The 16,075-nt window shown below is 59.8% G+C and carries 13 protein-coding genes; 1 reads left to right on the top strand and 12 read right to left on the bottom strand.

Annotation, left to right across the window (positions count from 1 at the left end; translation table 11 throughout):
• Positions 1 to 85: 85 nt before the first annotated feature.
• Positions 86 to 1,144 (top strand): quinolinate synthase NadA, encoded by a 1,059-nt coding sequence (gene nadA, locus ACA074_RS21400; RefSeq protein WP_016773509.1) that lies wholly within the window; start codon positions 86 to 88, stop codon positions 1,142 to 1,144.
• A gap of 87 nt (positions 1,145 to 1,231) precedes the next feature.
• Here nadA and ACA074_RS21395 read toward each other — a convergent pair whose 3' ends face one another.
• From ACA074_RS21395 to arcD, 12 genes are all read right to left on the bottom strand, one after another.
• Positions 1,232 to 1,720 (bottom strand): RDD family protein, encoded by a 489-nt coding sequence (locus tag ACA074_RS21395; protein ID WP_489878882.1) that lies wholly within the window; start codon positions 1,718 to 1,720, stop codon positions 1,232 to 1,234.
• A gap of 98 nt (positions 1,721 to 1,818) precedes the next feature.
• Complete coding sequence (locus ACA074_RS21390; RefSeq protein ID WP_003227496.1) at positions 1,819 to 2,031, bottom strand: cold-shock protein; 213 nt, start codon at positions 2,029 to 2,031, stop codon at positions 1,819 to 1,821.
• 403 nt (positions 2,032 to 2,434) lie between these two features.
• Positions 2,435 to 3,559 carry a glycine cleavage system aminomethyltransferase GcvT gene (gcvT, locus tag ACA074_RS21385; protein WP_497677758.1) on the bottom strand — a complete coding sequence of 375 codons (1,125 nt, stop codon included), beginning with the start codon at positions 3,557 to 3,559 and terminating at the stop codon, positions 2,435 to 2,437.
• A gap of 51 nt (positions 3,560 to 3,610) precedes the next feature.
• Entirely contained in the window at positions 3,611 to 4,987 is a 1,377-nt protein-coding gene (locus ACA074_RS21380; RefSeq protein WP_497677757.1) for an L-serine ammonia-lyase, read from the bottom strand.
• A gap of 199 nt (positions 4,988 to 5,186) precedes the next feature.
• Complete coding sequence (gcvP, locus tag ACA074_RS21375) at positions 5,187 to 8,039, bottom strand: aminomethyl-transferring glycine dehydrogenase (RefSeq protein WP_489878885.1); 2,853 nt, start codon at positions 8,037 to 8,039, stop codon at positions 5,187 to 5,189.
• 11 nt (positions 8,040 to 8,050) lie between these two features.
• Complete coding sequence (gene gcvH / locus ACA074_RS21370; protein WP_187679759.1) at positions 8,051 to 8,434, bottom strand: glycine cleavage system protein GcvH; 384 nt, start codon at positions 8,432 to 8,434, stop codon at positions 8,051 to 8,053.
• Positions 8,435 to 8,864: 430 nt separating this feature from the next.
• Entirely contained in the window at positions 8,865 to 10,373 is a 1,509-nt protein-coding gene (gene gcsR, locus ACA074_RS21365) for a transcriptional regulator GcsR (protein WP_187679758.1), read from the bottom strand.
• Positions 10,374 to 10,618: 245 nt separating this feature from the next.
• Positions 10,619 to 10,981: a DUF5064 family protein gene (locus ACA074_RS21360; protein ID WP_401271172.1), complete on the bottom strand. Its 363-nt coding sequence runs from the start codon at positions 10,979 to 10,981 to the stop codon at positions 10,619 to 10,621.
• 62 nt (positions 10,982 to 11,043) lie between these two features.
• A complete protein-coding gene (gene arcC / locus ACA074_RS21355) occupies positions 11,044 to 11,973 on the bottom strand; it encodes a carbamate kinase (RefSeq protein ID WP_187679756.1) in 930 nt (309 codons plus the stop codon).
• A gap of 153 nt (positions 11,974 to 12,126) precedes the next feature.
• On the bottom strand, positions 12,127 to 13,137 hold the full coding sequence (locus ACA074_RS21350) for an ornithine carbamoyltransferase (protein WP_401271167.1): 1,011 nt from the start codon (positions 13,135 to 13,137) through the stop codon (positions 12,127 to 12,129).
• Between the two features lie 95 nt (positions 13,138 to 13,232).
• Positions 13,233 to 14,489, bottom strand: a complete 1,257-nt coding sequence (gene arcA, locus ACA074_RS21345; protein WP_497677756.1) for an arginine deiminase — start codon at positions 14,487 to 14,489, stop codon at positions 13,233 to 13,235.
• 35 nt (positions 14,490 to 14,524) lie between these two features.
• On the bottom strand, positions 14,525 to 15,952 hold the full coding sequence (gene arcD, locus ACA074_RS21340) for an arginine-ornithine antiporter (RefSeq protein ID WP_497677755.1): 1,428 nt from the start codon (positions 15,950 to 15,952) through the stop codon (positions 14,525 to 14,527).
• Between the last annotated feature and the right edge of the window lie 123 nt (positions 15,953 to 16,075).

The following is a 16,075-nucleotide window of genomic DNA, read 5'->3' as shown; positions in this document are numbered from 1 at the left end:
TCACTCTCCCGGCGGTACCCACAAGGGGTCCGGAGCCGGGTGTATACTCGACTTTCGCGCGAAAGCGCCTGCAGGTCTTGCGAACATGACGCAGATTTCCGAACGCCTTCTGGTTCAAGCTCACCTCGACGCGAAACAGCCCAAACCGCTGACCGCCGAGGAAGAGGCTTATTACCGTTCTGCCATCGCCGCCGAGCTCAAGGCTCAGGACGCGGTGCTGGTGGCCCACTTTTATTGCGATCCGGTGATTCAGGCTTTGGCTGAAGAAACCGGTGGCTGTGTCTCCGACTCCCTGGAAATGGCCCGCTTTGGCAACGCTCATCCGGCCAAGACCGTGGTGGTCGCCGGTGTGAAGTTCATGGGTGAGACCGCGAAGATTCTCAATCCGGAAAAACGTGTGCTGATGCCGACCCTGGAAGCGACGTGCTCCTTGGATCTGGGTTGTCCGGTAGACGAGTTCTCGGCGTTCTGCGATCAGCATCCGGAACGCACGGTGGTGGTTTACGCCAACACCTCTGCCGCCGTGAAAGCCCGGGCCGACTGGGTGGTGACGTCGAGTTGCGCACTGGAGATCGTCGAAAGCCTGATGGACAACGGCGAAACCATCATCTGGGGGCCGGACAAACACCTGGGCACCTACATTCAGCGCAAGACCGGCGCCGACATGCTGCTCTGGGACGGTGCCTGCATCGTCCACGAAGAGTTCAAATCCAAGCAGCTCGAGGACATGAAGGCGTTGTACCCGGATGCAGCGATTCTAGTGCACCCGGAGTCGCCGACATCGGTAATCGAACTGGCGGACGCCGTTGGTTCCACCAGCCAATTGATCGCCGCTGCGCAGTCCTTGCCGAACAAGACTCTGATCGTCGCCACTGACCGCGGCATTTTCTACAAGATGCAGCAGCTATGCCCGGACAAGGTCTTCATCGAGGCGCCAACCGCCGGTAACGGCGCAGCGTGCCGCAGTTGCGCACATTGCCCGTGGATGGCCATGAACACCCTTGAGCGCACGCTCAAGAGCTTGAAGGAAGGGACGAACGAGATCTTTGTTGATCCGGCGTTGATTCCGCAGGCGATTCGGCCTTTGAAGCGCATGCTGGATTTCACTCAGGCTGCGCGAATGAAGCTGGCCGGTAACGCTTAAGCGTAAAAGCAAAAGATCGCAGCCTGCGGCAGCTCCTACAGAAATCGTTGTAGGCGCTGCCGCAGGCTGCGATCTTTTTTATGGGCGCTACTTTTGTTTCTTCGGAATCCGCACCACGCGAGTATCGGAATAGATGTCATGCCACGTGCGCTTCTGCTTGTCATAGAGCGACCAGAAGAATCCCAGGCCGGCGCACAGCCATGAAGCAATCGATACCATAAACCGCAACAGCGCCTGCCACAGGCTGATCGCCGTGCCGTTGGCGTTCTGCACACGAATGCCCCACACCTGCATGCCCAGCGTCTGACCGCCATGGGTCCAGAATTTGGCGAAGAAGGCAAACAGCACCAGGAGCAATACGGTGGAATACAGCGGATCGCCGTCCAGTTGCCCGGCATCGGTCATCACGCGCAGACGTTCTTCGCCGATGATCGCCGCCTGGATGAGCTTGTAGATGAAGCCGGTCACGATCAGCAGGGCGGTGCACAACAGAAAGTCATAGAACATCGCAGCCAGACGACGGCCAAGGCCAGCGGGAGGAAAGTCGCCTTGGGGCGTGAGCAGGTGTTTCGACATGGCTGCCTCTGGACGCGAAATGAAGCGCCATTTTACGGATTCGCGCGCACAAAAAAGCCCCTGATATCAATATCAGGGGCTTTTTCGTTACAGAAGGATCAAGCTTCTGCTTGTACTTCGTCAGCCTGCATGCCTTTCTGGCCTTGCACAGCAACGAAAGTCACTTTCTGGCCTTCTTTCAGGCTTTTGAAGCCGTTGCCCTGAATGGCGCGGAAATGCACGAACAGATCCGGACCGCTTTCTGGAGTGATAAAACCAAAACCTTTCTCGTCGTTAAACCACTTGACGGTACCGCTCTGACGTGTGGACATTTCTTATTTCCTTTGACGCATAAATTGATGACAGTCTCTTTCTCATGAAAGAGTACTGGGGCTGGTTGCAGGAGAGTAAGAAGACGTCGAACGGGATGTAGCTAACTTGTAGGCTACTGCCCAGGTCACGATTCCAAGCTGACCCATGCAAACACAGTGGATAAACTCTACGCCAACTACGGGAGAAAAAACAAGCCCCGTGAGGGCCCCGGTTTTGTTGCGCTTGCTGGCAGTTAGTCAGTTCACTAGTGCGGCTTGGACGATTAGCTTTTTCAAAAGTTTTCGAACGTTATAAGCAAAGTTCATATTCGAATCAGTTGTTAGAAAATGCACTTTTTTGTGGCGATTGCGTTACACATTAGTGCACGCATAACGCAATCGCGTTACTTATAGAAACAGCCAATCAACCACGATAGTAGCGTTGTGGAACAAATGGCATTTTGCTTACAAGCATTTGCACCTTTTTCCCACGAACGATGGCCCAGACTGGCGTGTCGAGAGTGACATGAGCGCTGTCGAGGTAACCCATCGCCAATGGGCCGCCCAGTGTCGGGCCGAAGCCGCCGCTGCACACGCTGCCGATGATCTCGTCGGCTTCGTTGACGATTTCTGCGCCTTCACGCACCGGCGTGCGTTCTTGCGGCAGCAGGCCGACACGTTTGCGCGCGACGCCGTTCTGTTGTTGATTGAAAACCTGCTCCGCCCCAGGGAAACCGCCGGCCCGCGCGCCGTCTGCACGGCGCGGCTTGGAAATCGCCCACAGCAGGCTGGCTTCGATTGGCGTGGTCTCGGTGTTCATGTCGTGGCCGTAGAGGCACAGGCCGGCTTCCAGACGCAGCGAGTCGCGCGCGCCGAGGCCGATGGCCTGGACTTCCGGTTCGGCCAACAGGGCGCGAGCGAGTTTTTCCGCATCGGCGGCCGGCACCGAGATTTCGAAACCGTCTTCACCGGTGTAGCCAGAACGGCTGACAAAGCAGTCCACGCCCAACAGGTTCACGCGGTTGAACTGCATGAAGGTCATCTTCGCCACGTCAGGAGCAAGGCGCGCCAGCACGGTCACTGCGGCCGGACCTTGCAGGGCGAGCAGGGCGCGCTCTTCGAACAGCGCCGTAATGGTGCACTGATCGCCGATGTGTTTTCGCAAGTGAGCCAGATCCTGATCCTTGCACGCAGCGTTCACTACGAGGAACAGCTCATCGTTACCGAGGTTGGCGACCATCAGGTCATCGAGAATGCCACCGCTCTCGTTGGTGAACATCGCGTAACGCTGCATGCCCACTGGCAGGTCGATGATGTCCACCGGCACCAGGGTTTCCAGGGCTTTGGCGGCGTTGGCGCCGGTCAGGCGGATCTGGCCCATGTGCGAAACATCAAACAGCCCGGCTTGCTCACGGGTGTGCTGGTGCTCCTTCATCACGCCGAGTGGGTATTGCACCGGCATGTCGTAGCCGGCGAACGGCACCATGCGGGCGCCGAGTTCGATGTGCAGAGCGTGCAGCGGGGTTTTCGACAGTTGTTCGGTGGACATGCGGAACTCCTTGATTCACACCAACCCTCTCCTGGAGAGAGAGGGGGCTAATTAGCATTCGATAATGTTGACCGCCAGACCGCCACGGGCGGTCTCTTTGTATTTGCTTTTCATGTCGGCGCCGGTCTGGCGCATGGTGCGGATAACTTTGTCGAGGGAGACGAAATGTTGACCGTCGCCACGCATGGCCATGCGCACCGCGTTTATCGCTTTCACCGAGCCCATGGCATTGCGCTCGATGCACGGCACTTGCACCAACCCGCCAATCGGGTCGCAGGTCAGGCCGAGGTTGTGTTCCATGCCGATTTCCGCCGCGTTCTCGACTTGCTGCACGCTGCCGCCGAGCACTTCGCACAACGCCCCGGCGGCCATTGAACAGGCCACACCGACCTCGCCCTGACAGCCGACTTCAGCACCGGAAATCGAAGCGTTTTCCTTGTACAGAATGCCTATGGCGGCGGCGGTCAGCAGAAATCGCACGACGCCGTCATCGGTGGAACCGGGGATAAAACGCATGTAGTAATGCAGCACGGCCGGAATGATCCCGGCCGCGCCGTTGGTTGGCGCGGTGACCACGCGCCCGCCGTTGGCGTTTTCTTCGTTGACCGCCAGCGCATAGAGGTTGACCCAGTCGAGCACCGACAGCGGATCGCGCAGCGCCGATTCCGGGTTCTTGCACAGTTGCCGATGCAGCGCTGCCGCGCGACGTTTGACTTTCAAACCGCCCGGCAAGATGCCTTCGTTACGACAACCAGCAGCCACGCAGTCCTGCATCACTTGCCAGATCTTCAGCAGACCGGCACGGGTTTCCGCTTCCGGGCGCCAGGCGCTTTCGTTGGTCAGCATCACCTGGCTGATCGACAGACCGTAAGTGCTGCAATGCGTGAGCAAGTCCTTGGCGCTTTTGAACGGGAAGGTCAGCGCGGTGGCGTCTTCGACGATGCGGTCGGCACCGGCCGCGTCCTCATCGACAACAAAACCACCGCCGACCGAGTAGTACTCGCGGCTGCGGATCTGAATGCCCGCCGCGTCGAACGCGCGGAAAATCATGCCGTTGGGGTGATAGGCCAGCGGCTTGCGGATCATCGCCAGATGTTCTTTTTCGTTGAACGCGATGCTGTGTTCACCAAGCAGGTTGAGGCGACCGCTGCCGCGAATGTCTTGCAGACGGGCAGCGACGGTTTCTGTATCGACAGTGTCGGGGTGCTCGCCTTCAAGGCCGAGCAGTACGGCTTTGTCGCTGCCGTGACCCTTGCCGGTGGCGCCGAGCGAGCCGTAGAGCTCGACGCGAACGCTCGCTGTTGCTGTGAGCAGGTTTTCACGCCGCAAACCTTCAGCGAAGCGCGCGGCGGCGCGCATCGGGCCGACGGTGTGGGAACTGGAGGGGCCGATGCCAATCTTGAACAGGTCGAACACGCTTAACGACATGAGTGGTTCTCCGGTTTCTTGTTATAGGAATTGGCGGATTTTGCAGCTGACCGCATTCCCTAGTAGGAGTGAGCCTGCTCGCGATAGCGGTGTGTCAGATAACAGTAATGTCGACTAATACACCACTATCGCGAGCAGGCTCACTCCTACAGGGGATCTGCGGTGTGTGCGGGATCAGCAAAACTGATCCCGCACTGTTTTAAGCGTAGCTTTCGATCGACGGGCAGGCGCAGACCAGATTGCGGTCGCCGAACACGTTGTCGACGCGACCGACCGGCGGCCAGTACTTGCCTTCGATCAACGAGGCCACCGGGTACACGGCTTGCTCGCGGCTGTACGGGTGAGTCCACTCGCCAACCAGTTCGGCTGCGGTGTGCGGCGCGTTTTTCAACGGGTTGTCGTCCTTGTCCAAGGTGCCGTTTTCCACTGCGCGGATTTCTTCGCGGATGCGGATCATGGCGTCGCAGAAGCGGTCCAGTTCTTCCCTGGATTCGCTTTCGGTCGGCTCGATCATCAGCGTGCCGGCGACCGGGAACGACATGGTCGGGGCGTGGAAGCCAAAGTCGATCAGGCGCTTGGCAACGTCATCAACGCTGATGCCGCTGCTGTCTTTCAGTGGACGCAGATCGAGGATGCACTCGTGCGCCACCAGACCGTTGCTGCCGGTGTACAGCACTGGGTAGTGCTCTTCCAGGCGACGGGAAATGTAGTTGGCATTGAGGATCGCCAACTGCGAAGCACGCTTGAGACCAGCGCCGCCCATCATGCGGATGTACATCCAGGTGATAGGCAGAATGCTCGCGCTGCCGAACGGTGCCGCGCAGACCGCGCCTTCTTTACGCTCCATGGTGCCGTGACCCGGCAGGAACGGCGTCAGGTGCGACTTGACGCCGATCGGGCCGACGCCCGGGCCGCCACCGCCGTGGGGGATGCAGAAAGTTTTGTGCAGGTTCAGGTGCGAGACGTCGCCACCGAACTTGCCCGGGGCGCAGAGACCGACCATTGCGTTCATGTTGGCGCCATCGATGTAAACCTGGCCGCCGTTGTCATGGATGATCCCGCAGATTTCGCGGATGCCTTCTTCGAACACGCCGTGAGTCGACGGGTAGGTGATCATCAGCGCAGCGAGGTGTTCGCGGTGCTCGATGGCTTTGGCGCGCAGGTCTTCGATATCGACGTTGCCGCGAGCGTCGCACGCGGTCACGACCACACGCATGCCAGCCATGTTGGCGGTGGCCGGGTTGGTGCCGTGGGCGGACGACGGGATCAGGCAAATGTCGCGACGGTCATCGCCACGGCTCTGGTGATAGGCGCGGATGGCCAGCAGGCCCGCGTATTCACCTTGCGAACCGGCGTTCGGTTGCAGCGAGATCGAATCGTAACCGGTGGCGGCGCAGAGCATCGCTTCCAGTTCATCGGTCAGTTGCTGATAGCCGGCGCTTTGCGCGGCCGGAGCGAACGGGTGCAGGGCACCGAATTCAGCCCAGGTCACCGGGATCATTTCGCTGGCGGCGTTGAGTTTCATGGTGCACGAACCCAGCGGGATCATGGTGCGATCCAGTGCCAGATCTTTGTCCGCCAGTTTGCGCAGGTAGCGCATCAGCTCGGTTTCCGAGTGATAACGGTTGAACACCGGGTGGCTGAGGATCGGCGACTGACGAACCAGCGCAGCGGGGATGGTGCTCTGCACCGAAGCGGCGAGGGCGGCGAAGTCCGGCAGGGTCTTGCCGTCGGCAAACACGCTCCACAGAGTTTCGATGTCAGCCTGCGTGGTGGTTTCGTCGACCGACAGACCGACACGCTGAGCATCGACGACGCGCAGGTTGATCTGCTGGGCGTGAGCCTTGTCGTGCAGCGCAGCGGTTTGCGCGCCGGTGGCCAGCGTCAGGGTGTCGAAGAAGCTTTCCTGCTCGACGTTCAAGCCCAGCGCGGTCAGGCCCTTGGCCAGAATCGCGGTCAGGTGATGCACGCGGTTGGCGATCTGGGTCAGGCCTTTCGGGCCGTGGTAGACGGCGTACATGCTGGCGATGTTGGCCAGCAGCACTTGCGCGGTGCAGATGTTCGACGTGGCCTTCTCGCGACGGATGTGTTGCTCGCGGGTCTGCATCGCCAGACGCAGGGCCGGCTTGCCGAAACGGTCAACCGACACACCGACCAGACGGCCCGGCATGTCGCGCTTGAACGCATCTTTAGTCGAGAAGTAAGCCGCGTGCGGGCCACCGAAGCCCAGCGGCACACCGAAGCGTTGTGCGCTGCCGATGGCGACGTCCGCGCCGAACTCGCCCGGAGCGGTCAGCAGGGTCAGGGCCAGGAGGTCGGCAGCCACGGCCACCAGAGCGTTGGCCGCGTGGAAGCGTTCGGTCAGTTCGCGGTAGTCGAACACATCGCCGTTGCTCGCCGGGTATTGCAGCAGGGCGCCGAAGAACGGGGTGACGTCGGTCAGTTCACGCTCATCGCCCACAACCACGTCGATGCCCAGCGGCTCGGCACGGGTGCGCAGCACGTCGAGGGTTTGCGGGTGGCTGTGGATCGAGGCGAAGAACTGGTGGCTGCCCTTGTTCTTGCTCAGGCGTTTGCAGAAGGTCATGGCTTCGGCAGCGGCGGTGGCTTCGTCGAGCAAGGATGCGTTGGCGATCGGCAGGCCGGTGAGGTCGCTGATCAGGGTCTGGAAGTTCAGCAGCGCTTCGAGACGGCCCTGGGAGATTTCTGGCTGGTACGGCGTGTAAGCGGTGTACCAGGCCGGGTTTTCCAGGAGGTTGCGCAGGATCGGCGACGGCGTATGGCAGTTGTAATAGCCCTGGCCGATGTAGGTCTTGAACAGTTGGTTCTTGCCAGCGATGGATTTGATCATCGCCAGTGCGTCGGCTTCGCTCAGGCCGTCGTCCATGCCGAGTACGCTGGTGCCCTTGATGCTTTCCGGGATGACGCTGGCGCTCAGGGCTTCGAGTGAGTCGAAGCCGAGGCTGTTGAGCATGGCTTGCTCGTCACCGGCGCGCGGGCCGATGTGACGGGCGATGAATTCGTTGGCGGTGCCGAGATTTACTTGGGTCATGTCGCTACTCCTCAGGCTTCGGCTTGGGCTTTGATCAGACGGTCGTAAGCGTCTTGATCCAGCAGTTTGCCGACAGCGGCGGCGTCGGATGGCTGGAAGCGGAAGAACCAGCCTTCGCCCAGCGGATCTTCGTTGACCAGTTCAGGGCTGTCTTCAAGCGCCGGGTTCACTTCCAGCACTTCTCCGTCGAGGGGCATGTACACGCCGCTGGCGGCTTTTACCGATTCCACGGTGGCGGCTTCGGCGCCTTTGTCGTAGGACTGCAGCTCAGGCAGTTGCACGAATACCACGTCGCCCAGGGCGTTCTGCGCAAAAGCGGTGATGCCGACAGTAACGCTGCCGTCAGCTTCAGTGCGCAGCCATTCGTGATCTTCAGTAAAACGCAACTCGCTCATGGAAACTCCTCAGGGGCCGGACTCGTCCGGTGGACGCGGTGGAAGGCTTGGGCAATAAAGCCCTTATTTATGAGTGGTTGATTAGCAAGAACGCGGCCAAGGTTTATTTATCGTTATAAATCAATGGTTTGAGTGTTTATTTAGAAAGGGTGATTGATGCGTGCGTAGCGAAATCGCTACAGCATAGGGCGAGGAAAAAAGCTGAAGCGGATCAAAGCCTTGCACAGCGGTGGCTGGAGGAGAGTGTACCGATATCGTTCCGCTGTAGCGCTTTCAGTACAGATGGAGGTCGCTTTTGAACGGATTTCGAATCCGTTACATACCTTGTGGGAGCGAGCCTGCTCGCGAAAGCGGCGCATCAGGCACATTAATGTCAATTGACACACCGCATTCGCGAGCAGGCTCGCTCCCACAAAGGGACAGTGATGGCTCAGGGTTTGTTGGGAATGCCGTATTTGCGCAATCGGTGGGCGATGGCTGTATGCGACGTTTGCAGGCGGCTGGCCAGTTGGCGGGTCGAGGGGTAGCTGACGTAGAGTTTTTCCAGCAGCGATCTTTCGAAGGACTCGACGGCTTGTTCGAGGCTGTCGACATCGCTGTCGGTCTGTCGGGCCACCGAGGTGCCGGCGATGTCGAGGTCGCCGATGTCGACGAGGCTGCTTTCGCAGATCGCAGCGGCGCGGAAGATCACGTTCTGCAATTGCCGTACGTTGCCCGGCCAGCGGTTGCCGAGCAGCGCCGGATAGGTGCCGGGGGCGAGGCGGCAGACCGGGCGCTGGATCTGCGCGCAGGCCTGCTGCATGAAATAACGCGCCAACAACAGAATGTCCTGACCCCGTTCACGCAGCGGCGGCACTTCGACGTTAAGCACGTTGAGGCGGTAGAACAGGTCTTCGCGGAACAGGCCTTCGCTGACCATTTTCTCCAGATCGCGGTGGGTTGCACTGAGGATTCGTACGTTGACCTTCACTTCTCGATCACCGCCGACCCGGCGGAAGCTGCCGTCATTCAAAAAACGCAGCAGTTTGGCCTGCAAGTACGGCGACATCTCGCCGATCTCGTCGAGGAACACCGTGCCCTGGTTCGCCAGCTCCATCAGCCCCGGTTTGCCACCGCGTGCGGCACCTGTGAAGGCGCCGGGGGCGTAGCCGAACAGTTCGCTCTCGGCGAGGTTCTCCGGCAGGGCCGCGCAGTTCAGGGCCAGAAACGGCGCACTGTGCCGCGTACTGATAGCGTGGCAGGCGCGGGCGACCAGTTCTTTACCGGTGCCGGTTTCGCCTTGAATCAGCAGCGGTGCATCGAGTGCGGCAACGCGTTGCGCGCGGGCCTTGAGGGTGCGGATCGCCGGGGATTCGCCGAGCAACGCATCGAAACCTTCGGCGTGGTCATGGTGCAGCGCCGAGAGTTGTTCACCGATGCGGTTCGGTTGATACAGGGTGAGCAGGGCGCCGGCGTCGGTAATCGGCGTGGCATCGAGCAGCAGGGTCTGGCCGTTGACGGTGATCTCGCGCAGCGGCAGGCGGAAGCCTTGCTCGAGCAAAGTGTCGAGCAGGCCGGGGTCATTGAACAGTTCCGCGACACTTTCGCCCGCCGGTTCGCGACCGTACAGCGCGATCAATGCCGGGTTGGCCAATAGCACCTTGCCGGCGCTGTCGAGAGCGAGCACCGGGTCAGTCATCGCCGCGAGCAAGGCGTCGAGCTGCAAGTGCCGACGCTGGCCGGGGAGAATGTCGACCACCGTCACCGCTTCCACGCCGAGCACGCGAAACAGCGCATCCTTGAGTTCTTCGAGCACTTGCGGGCTGAGCGTTGGCGCGTCGATGTAGACGTTCGGCGGGATCATTTCCACCGCATCCAGATTGAGGTTGCGCCCACCGAGGATAGCCAGGACTTCCTGGGTGATGCCGACGCGGTCGATGAAGCTGACGTGGATACGCATGGGGCGGTTCAGTGTTCTGCAGTGCGGAGGGTGGCAAGTATGCCTTAAATCAAAAGCACCCTCACCCCAGCCCTCTCCCAAGGGGAGAGGGAGCTGACCGAGGTGTCTCGGGTTTGACATCGACCTGGAAGAGACAGTCGATTATGGATTCGGTAAAGCAGGATCAGGTCGGCGTAACTCTGCAGCATCCCCCAATCAATCCCCTCTCCCTTTGGGAGAGGGCTAGGGTGAGGGGCTTTTGAGGGTTATTCGAAGTGCTCAAGATTGACCGGGTCGCCGGATTTCATGTCCAGCTGCTTACGGATGTCTTCAAACATCATGTCGTAATGCTTGTGCACCGAACCGATCTGACTGTGAGTCTTGGGAATGCCGTACTGCTCGGCGATTTTCGTCACGTTGTTGGCAAAGTTGTAGGCCTCCTCCTTGGGCAGGAAGAAGGTCTCTTTCATGTCCTTTCCCTGAAGGTTGCCATGCATCGTGAACTGGATGCCTTTGCCTTTTTGCGGATCGGTGAACACTTCATAGTCGAGGTGCACGTTGTAACTGACATCGTCCGGGGTCAACGCATGTCGCTCGATGTGCAAATGACCGGGTTCAAACTGGGCCATGGGTTTCTCCTTTCAAGGCATGGGAGAAGGGCAGACCCTACATCTGCCCTCGGAGTTTCTAATTATCGATAGGTGATACCAGGCTTGGCAGTACTGACCCGTGTGCCGGCAGTACCCTGGACGATCGCTTCGATGTCCGCCAGCGAACCGATCACCGCGACCTTGCCAGTATGGCGCGCGAATTCACAAGCTGCCTGCACCTTCGGCCCCATGGAGCCGGCGGCGAAGCCGAGGCGTTCGAGTTCGTCCGGGTGCGCCTCTGCGATGGCTTTCTGCGTGGGTTTGCCGAAGTCGATGAAGGCAGCGTTGACATCGGTGGCAATCACCAGCAACTCCGCTTCCAGTTGTTCAGCCAGCAGCGAGGAGCACAGATCCTTGTCGATCACCGCCTCGATGCCCTTGAGGTGGCGGTTCTCGTCGTACATGGTCGGAATGCCGCCGCCACCGGCGCAGATGACGATGCTGCCCTTGTCCAGCAGCCACTTGATCGGGCGGATTTCGAAGATGCGCTTCGGCCGTGGGCTGGCTACTACACGGCGGTACTTGTCGCCGTCAGGAGCGATGGCCCAGCCTTTTTCGGCGGCGAGTTTTTCCGCTTCAGCCTTGTCGTAGACCGGGCCGATGGGTTTGGTCGGGTTCTTGAAGGCCGGATCGTTGGCGTCGACTTCGACCTGGGTCAGCAGGGTGGCGAACGGCACTTCGAAGTCCAGCAGGTTGCCTAGCTCCTGTTCGATGATGTAGCCGATCATGCCTTCGGTTTCGGCGCCGAGCACGTCCAGCGGGTAAGGGGTGACGGAGGTGTAGGCTGCCGCTTGCAGCGACAGCAGGCCGACTTGCGGGCCATTGCCGTGGGCGATGACCAGTTGATTGCCGGGATGGATCTTGGCGATTTGCTCGGTGGCGATGCGGATGTTGGCGCGCTGATTGTCAGCGGTCATCGGTTCACCACGGCGGAGCAGGGCGTTACCGCCCAACGCTACGACGATACGCATGGTGCATGTCCTTCTGGAAAACAGTGATTTGTTGATCGTTCCCGCGCTCTGCGTGGGAATGCCGCCACTGACGCTCCGCGTCCGCTGTGACGCAGAGCGTCACGGGATGCATTCCCACGCGGGAGCGTGGGAATGATCACGGGTCAGCAGTGGTTAAAGATCAGCCAGCGCCGACACCAGAATTGCCTTGATGGTGTGCATGCGGTTTTCCGCTTGCTCGAAGGCGATGTTGGCCGGGGATTCGAACACGTCTTCTGTCACTTCGACGCCATTGGCCAAGTGTGGATAGCGTGCGGCAATGTCTTTGCCGACCTTGGTTTCGCTGTTATGGAACGCCGGCAGGCAGTGCATGAATTTCACGCGTGGGTTGCCGGAGGCTTTCATCATTTTGCTGTTGACCTGGTACGGCAGCAGTTGCTCGATACGCTCGTCCCACGCTTCGACCGGCTCGCCCATCGATACCCAGATGTCGGTGTGAATGAAGTCGACGCCTTTGACCGCTTCTTTCGGATCTTCGGTAATGGTGATGCGCGCGCCGCTTTCTTCGGCGAATTCTTTGCATTGCGCGATGAAGTCAGCGTGCGGCCACAGGGCTTTCGGTGCAGCGATGCGCACGTCCATGCCGAGTTTGGCGCCGATCATCAGCAGCGAGTTACCCATGTTGTAACGGGCGTCGCCGAGGTAGGCGTAGCTGATGTCGTGCATCGGTTTGTCGCTGTGTTCGCGCATGGTCAGCACGTCGGCGATCATTTGCGTCGGATGGAATTCGGCGGTCAGACCGTTGAACACCGGCACTCCGGCGAACTTGGCCAGCTCTTCGACGATTTCCTGTTCGAAGCCACGGTACTCGATGGCATCAAACATCCGGCCGAGTACGCGGGCGGTGTCTTTCATGCTTTCTTTGTGGCCGATCTGCGACGACACCGGGTCAATGTAGGTGACGTGAGCGCCTTGGTCGTGCGCCGCGACTTCGAAGGCGCAACGGGTGCGGGTCGAGGTTTTTTCGAAGATCAGCGCGATGTTCTTGCCTTGCAGGTGTGGACGCTCGGTGCCGGTGTACTTGGCGCGTTTGAGGTCGCGGGACAGGTCGATCAGGTAGTTGATCTCGCGAGTGGTGTGGTGCATCAAACTCAGCAAGCTGCGGTTGCGCATATTAAAAGCCATGATGGATCTCCTTGCCCGACACTGTGAAAGCTACTGCAGGCTGTGCGCCTTCGGCGCTACGCTTTCACAGCGTCGGGTCGTCATTAGTCAAAAAATCAGTAATCGATCGGGTCGCGGATGATCGGGCAGGTCATGCAGTGGCCGCCGCCACGGCCACGGCCCAGTTCCCCGGCGCTGATGGTGATGACCTCCACGCCAGCCTTGCGCAGCAGGGTGTTGGTGTAGGTGTTGCGGTCGTAGCCGATGACCACGCCCGGCTCCACGGCGACGACGTTGTTACCGTCGTCCCATTGCTCGCGTTCGGCGGCGAAGCTGTTGCCGCCGGTTTCCACCACGCGCAGCTTCGGCAGGTTGAGGGCGGCAGCCACGGTGTCGAGGAAGCTCGATTCTTCGCGGCGGATGTCGATGCCGCCCTGTTTGCTTTCGTCAGGTCGCAGGGTGAAGGCGACGATCTGGTTGACCACTTCCGGGAAAATCGTCACAAGGTCGCGGTCGCAAAAACTGAACACGGTGTCCAGGTGCATCGCTGCGCGGGACTTTGGCAGGCCGGCGACGATGACTTTTTCCACGGCTTTGTTCTTGAACAGGTTCAGCGCCAGTTGGCCGATGGCCTGACGGGATGAGCGCTCGCCCATGCCGATCAACACCACACCGTTGCCGATCGGCATCACGTCGCCGCCTTCAAGGGTGGCGCTGCCGTGATCCTTGTCCGGATCGCCGTACCAGATCTCGAAATCGGCGTTGGTGAACTGCGGGTGGAATTTGTAGATGGCCGTGGCCAACAGGGTTTCCTGACGGCGCGCCGGCCAGTACATCGGGTTCAGCGTCACGCCGCCGTAGATCCAGCATGTGGTGTCGCGGGTGAACTGAGTGTTCGGCAGCGGCGGCAGGATGAAGCTGGAGTGGCCGAGGAAGTCGCGGAACATCTGGATGGTCTTGCCGCCGAAGCTGTCCGGCAGGTCATCGGCGGAGACGCCGCCAATCAGAAACTCGGCGATGTGCCGTGGTTCAAGGCTTTTCAGCCAGGATTTCACCTCGCTGATCAGGCCCAGGCCCACCGAATCGGCGGTGACCTTGCGATCGAGAATCCAGTCCAGTGCTTCGGGGATGGCGACGATGTCGGTCAGCAGGTTGTGCATTTCCAGCACATCGATCCCGCGTTCACGCATCTTGGTGACGAAGTCGAAGTGGTCGCGCTTGGCCTGGGCGACCCACAGCACATCGTCGAACAGCAGTTCATCGCAGTTGTTCGGGGTCAGGCGCTGATGGGCCAGACCAGGGGAGCAGACCATGACTTTGCGCAGTTTGCCGGCTTCGGAATGTACGCCGTACTTAACTTTTTCCGTGGTCATTGCAGTGATCCTCCAGATAACTAATCAATCAGGTGTTACAGAGTCAGGAAGCCGTCATACAGTCCGTAGGCCGCGACCAGCGCGCCCACAACCACTGCGGCGAAAATCAGCTTCTCGACGTTGGTGAAAACCGCTTGCTTGAGTTCGAGCTTGGCCTTGGCGAACAGGAACGCGCCGGGGGCATAGAGCAGGGCCGAGAGCAGCAGGTATTTGATGCCGCCGGCGTACAGCAGCCAGATCGCGTAGATCAGGGCGATCGCGCCGATGATCAGATCCTTGCGCCGCTCGGCCGCGAAGCCTTCGTAGGTTTCGCCGCGCACCGCCAGCAGTACGGCATAGGCCGCCGACCACAGGTACGGCACCAGAATCATCGAGGTGGCGAGGTAGATCAGCGACAGGTAAGTGCTGGCCGAGAACAGGGTGATGATCAGGAAAATCTGCACCATCGCGTTGGTCAGCCAGAGGGCGTTGACCGGTACATGGTTGGCGTTCTCCTTGCGCAGGAACTCCGGCATGGTGTGGTCTTTGGCGGCGGCAAACATGATCTCCGCACACAACAACACCCACGACAACAGCGCCCCCAGCAGCGAGATGATCAGACCGACGCTGATCAGCACAGCGCCCCAGTGACCGATCACATGCTCAAGCACGGCGGCCATCGACGGGTTCTGCAGTTTGGCCAACTCTGGCTGAGTCATGATGCCCAGCGACAGCACGTTCACCAGCACCAGAAACAGCAGCACGGTGATGAAGCCGATCACGGTGGCCTTGCCCACGTCGGAGCGTTTTTCCGCCCGGGCCGAGAAGATGCTCGCGCCTTCGATGCCGATGAACACCCACACGGTGACCAGCATCATGTTGCGCACCTGATTCATCACACTGCCCAAATCAGGGTTTTTCACGCCCCAGATGTCAGCGGTGAAGATATCCAGTTTGAACGCGAAGAACGCGATCATCACGAACAACAGCAGTGGCACCACCTTGGCGACCGTGGTCACCAGGTTGATGAATGCCGCTTCCTTGATCCCGCGCAGCACCAGGAAATGCACGGCCCACAGCAGCACGGAGGCGCCAATCACCGCAGCGACGGTGTTGCCTTCGCCGAAAACCGGAAAGAAATAACCGAGGGTGCTGAACAACAGGACGAAGTAACCGACGTTGCCCAGCCAGGCACTGATCCAGTAACCCCAGGCCGAAGAGAAACCCATGTAATCGCCGAACCCGGCCTTGGCGTAGGCGTACACGCCGCCGTCCAGGTCAGGCTTGCGATTGGCGAGGGTTTGAAAGACAAAAGCGAGGGTGAGCATGCCGACAGCGGTGATGGCCCAACCGATCAGTACCGCGCCGACGTCGGCGCTGGCGGCCATGTTTTGTGGCAAAGAGAATATCCCGCCACCGATCATTGATCCGACGACCAAGGCAACCAGTGCACCTAATCGTAGTTTTCCGGGAGCTTCAGACATTGCATGACTCCATTGCAGGAGAGAAGAGTTCACAGCGTAGTTCTGTTGACTGATCAAACTACTGACTTAGATCAGTGCATAGGCACATTCCATTGTTAATGAATGACTTATGAAGCGCCTGAT

Source organism: Pseudomonas sp. LBUM1655, from assembly GCF_059716085.1.
Note: the sequence above shows the minus strand (reverse complement) of the source record. Positions and strands in the feature narration are given on the sequence as shown.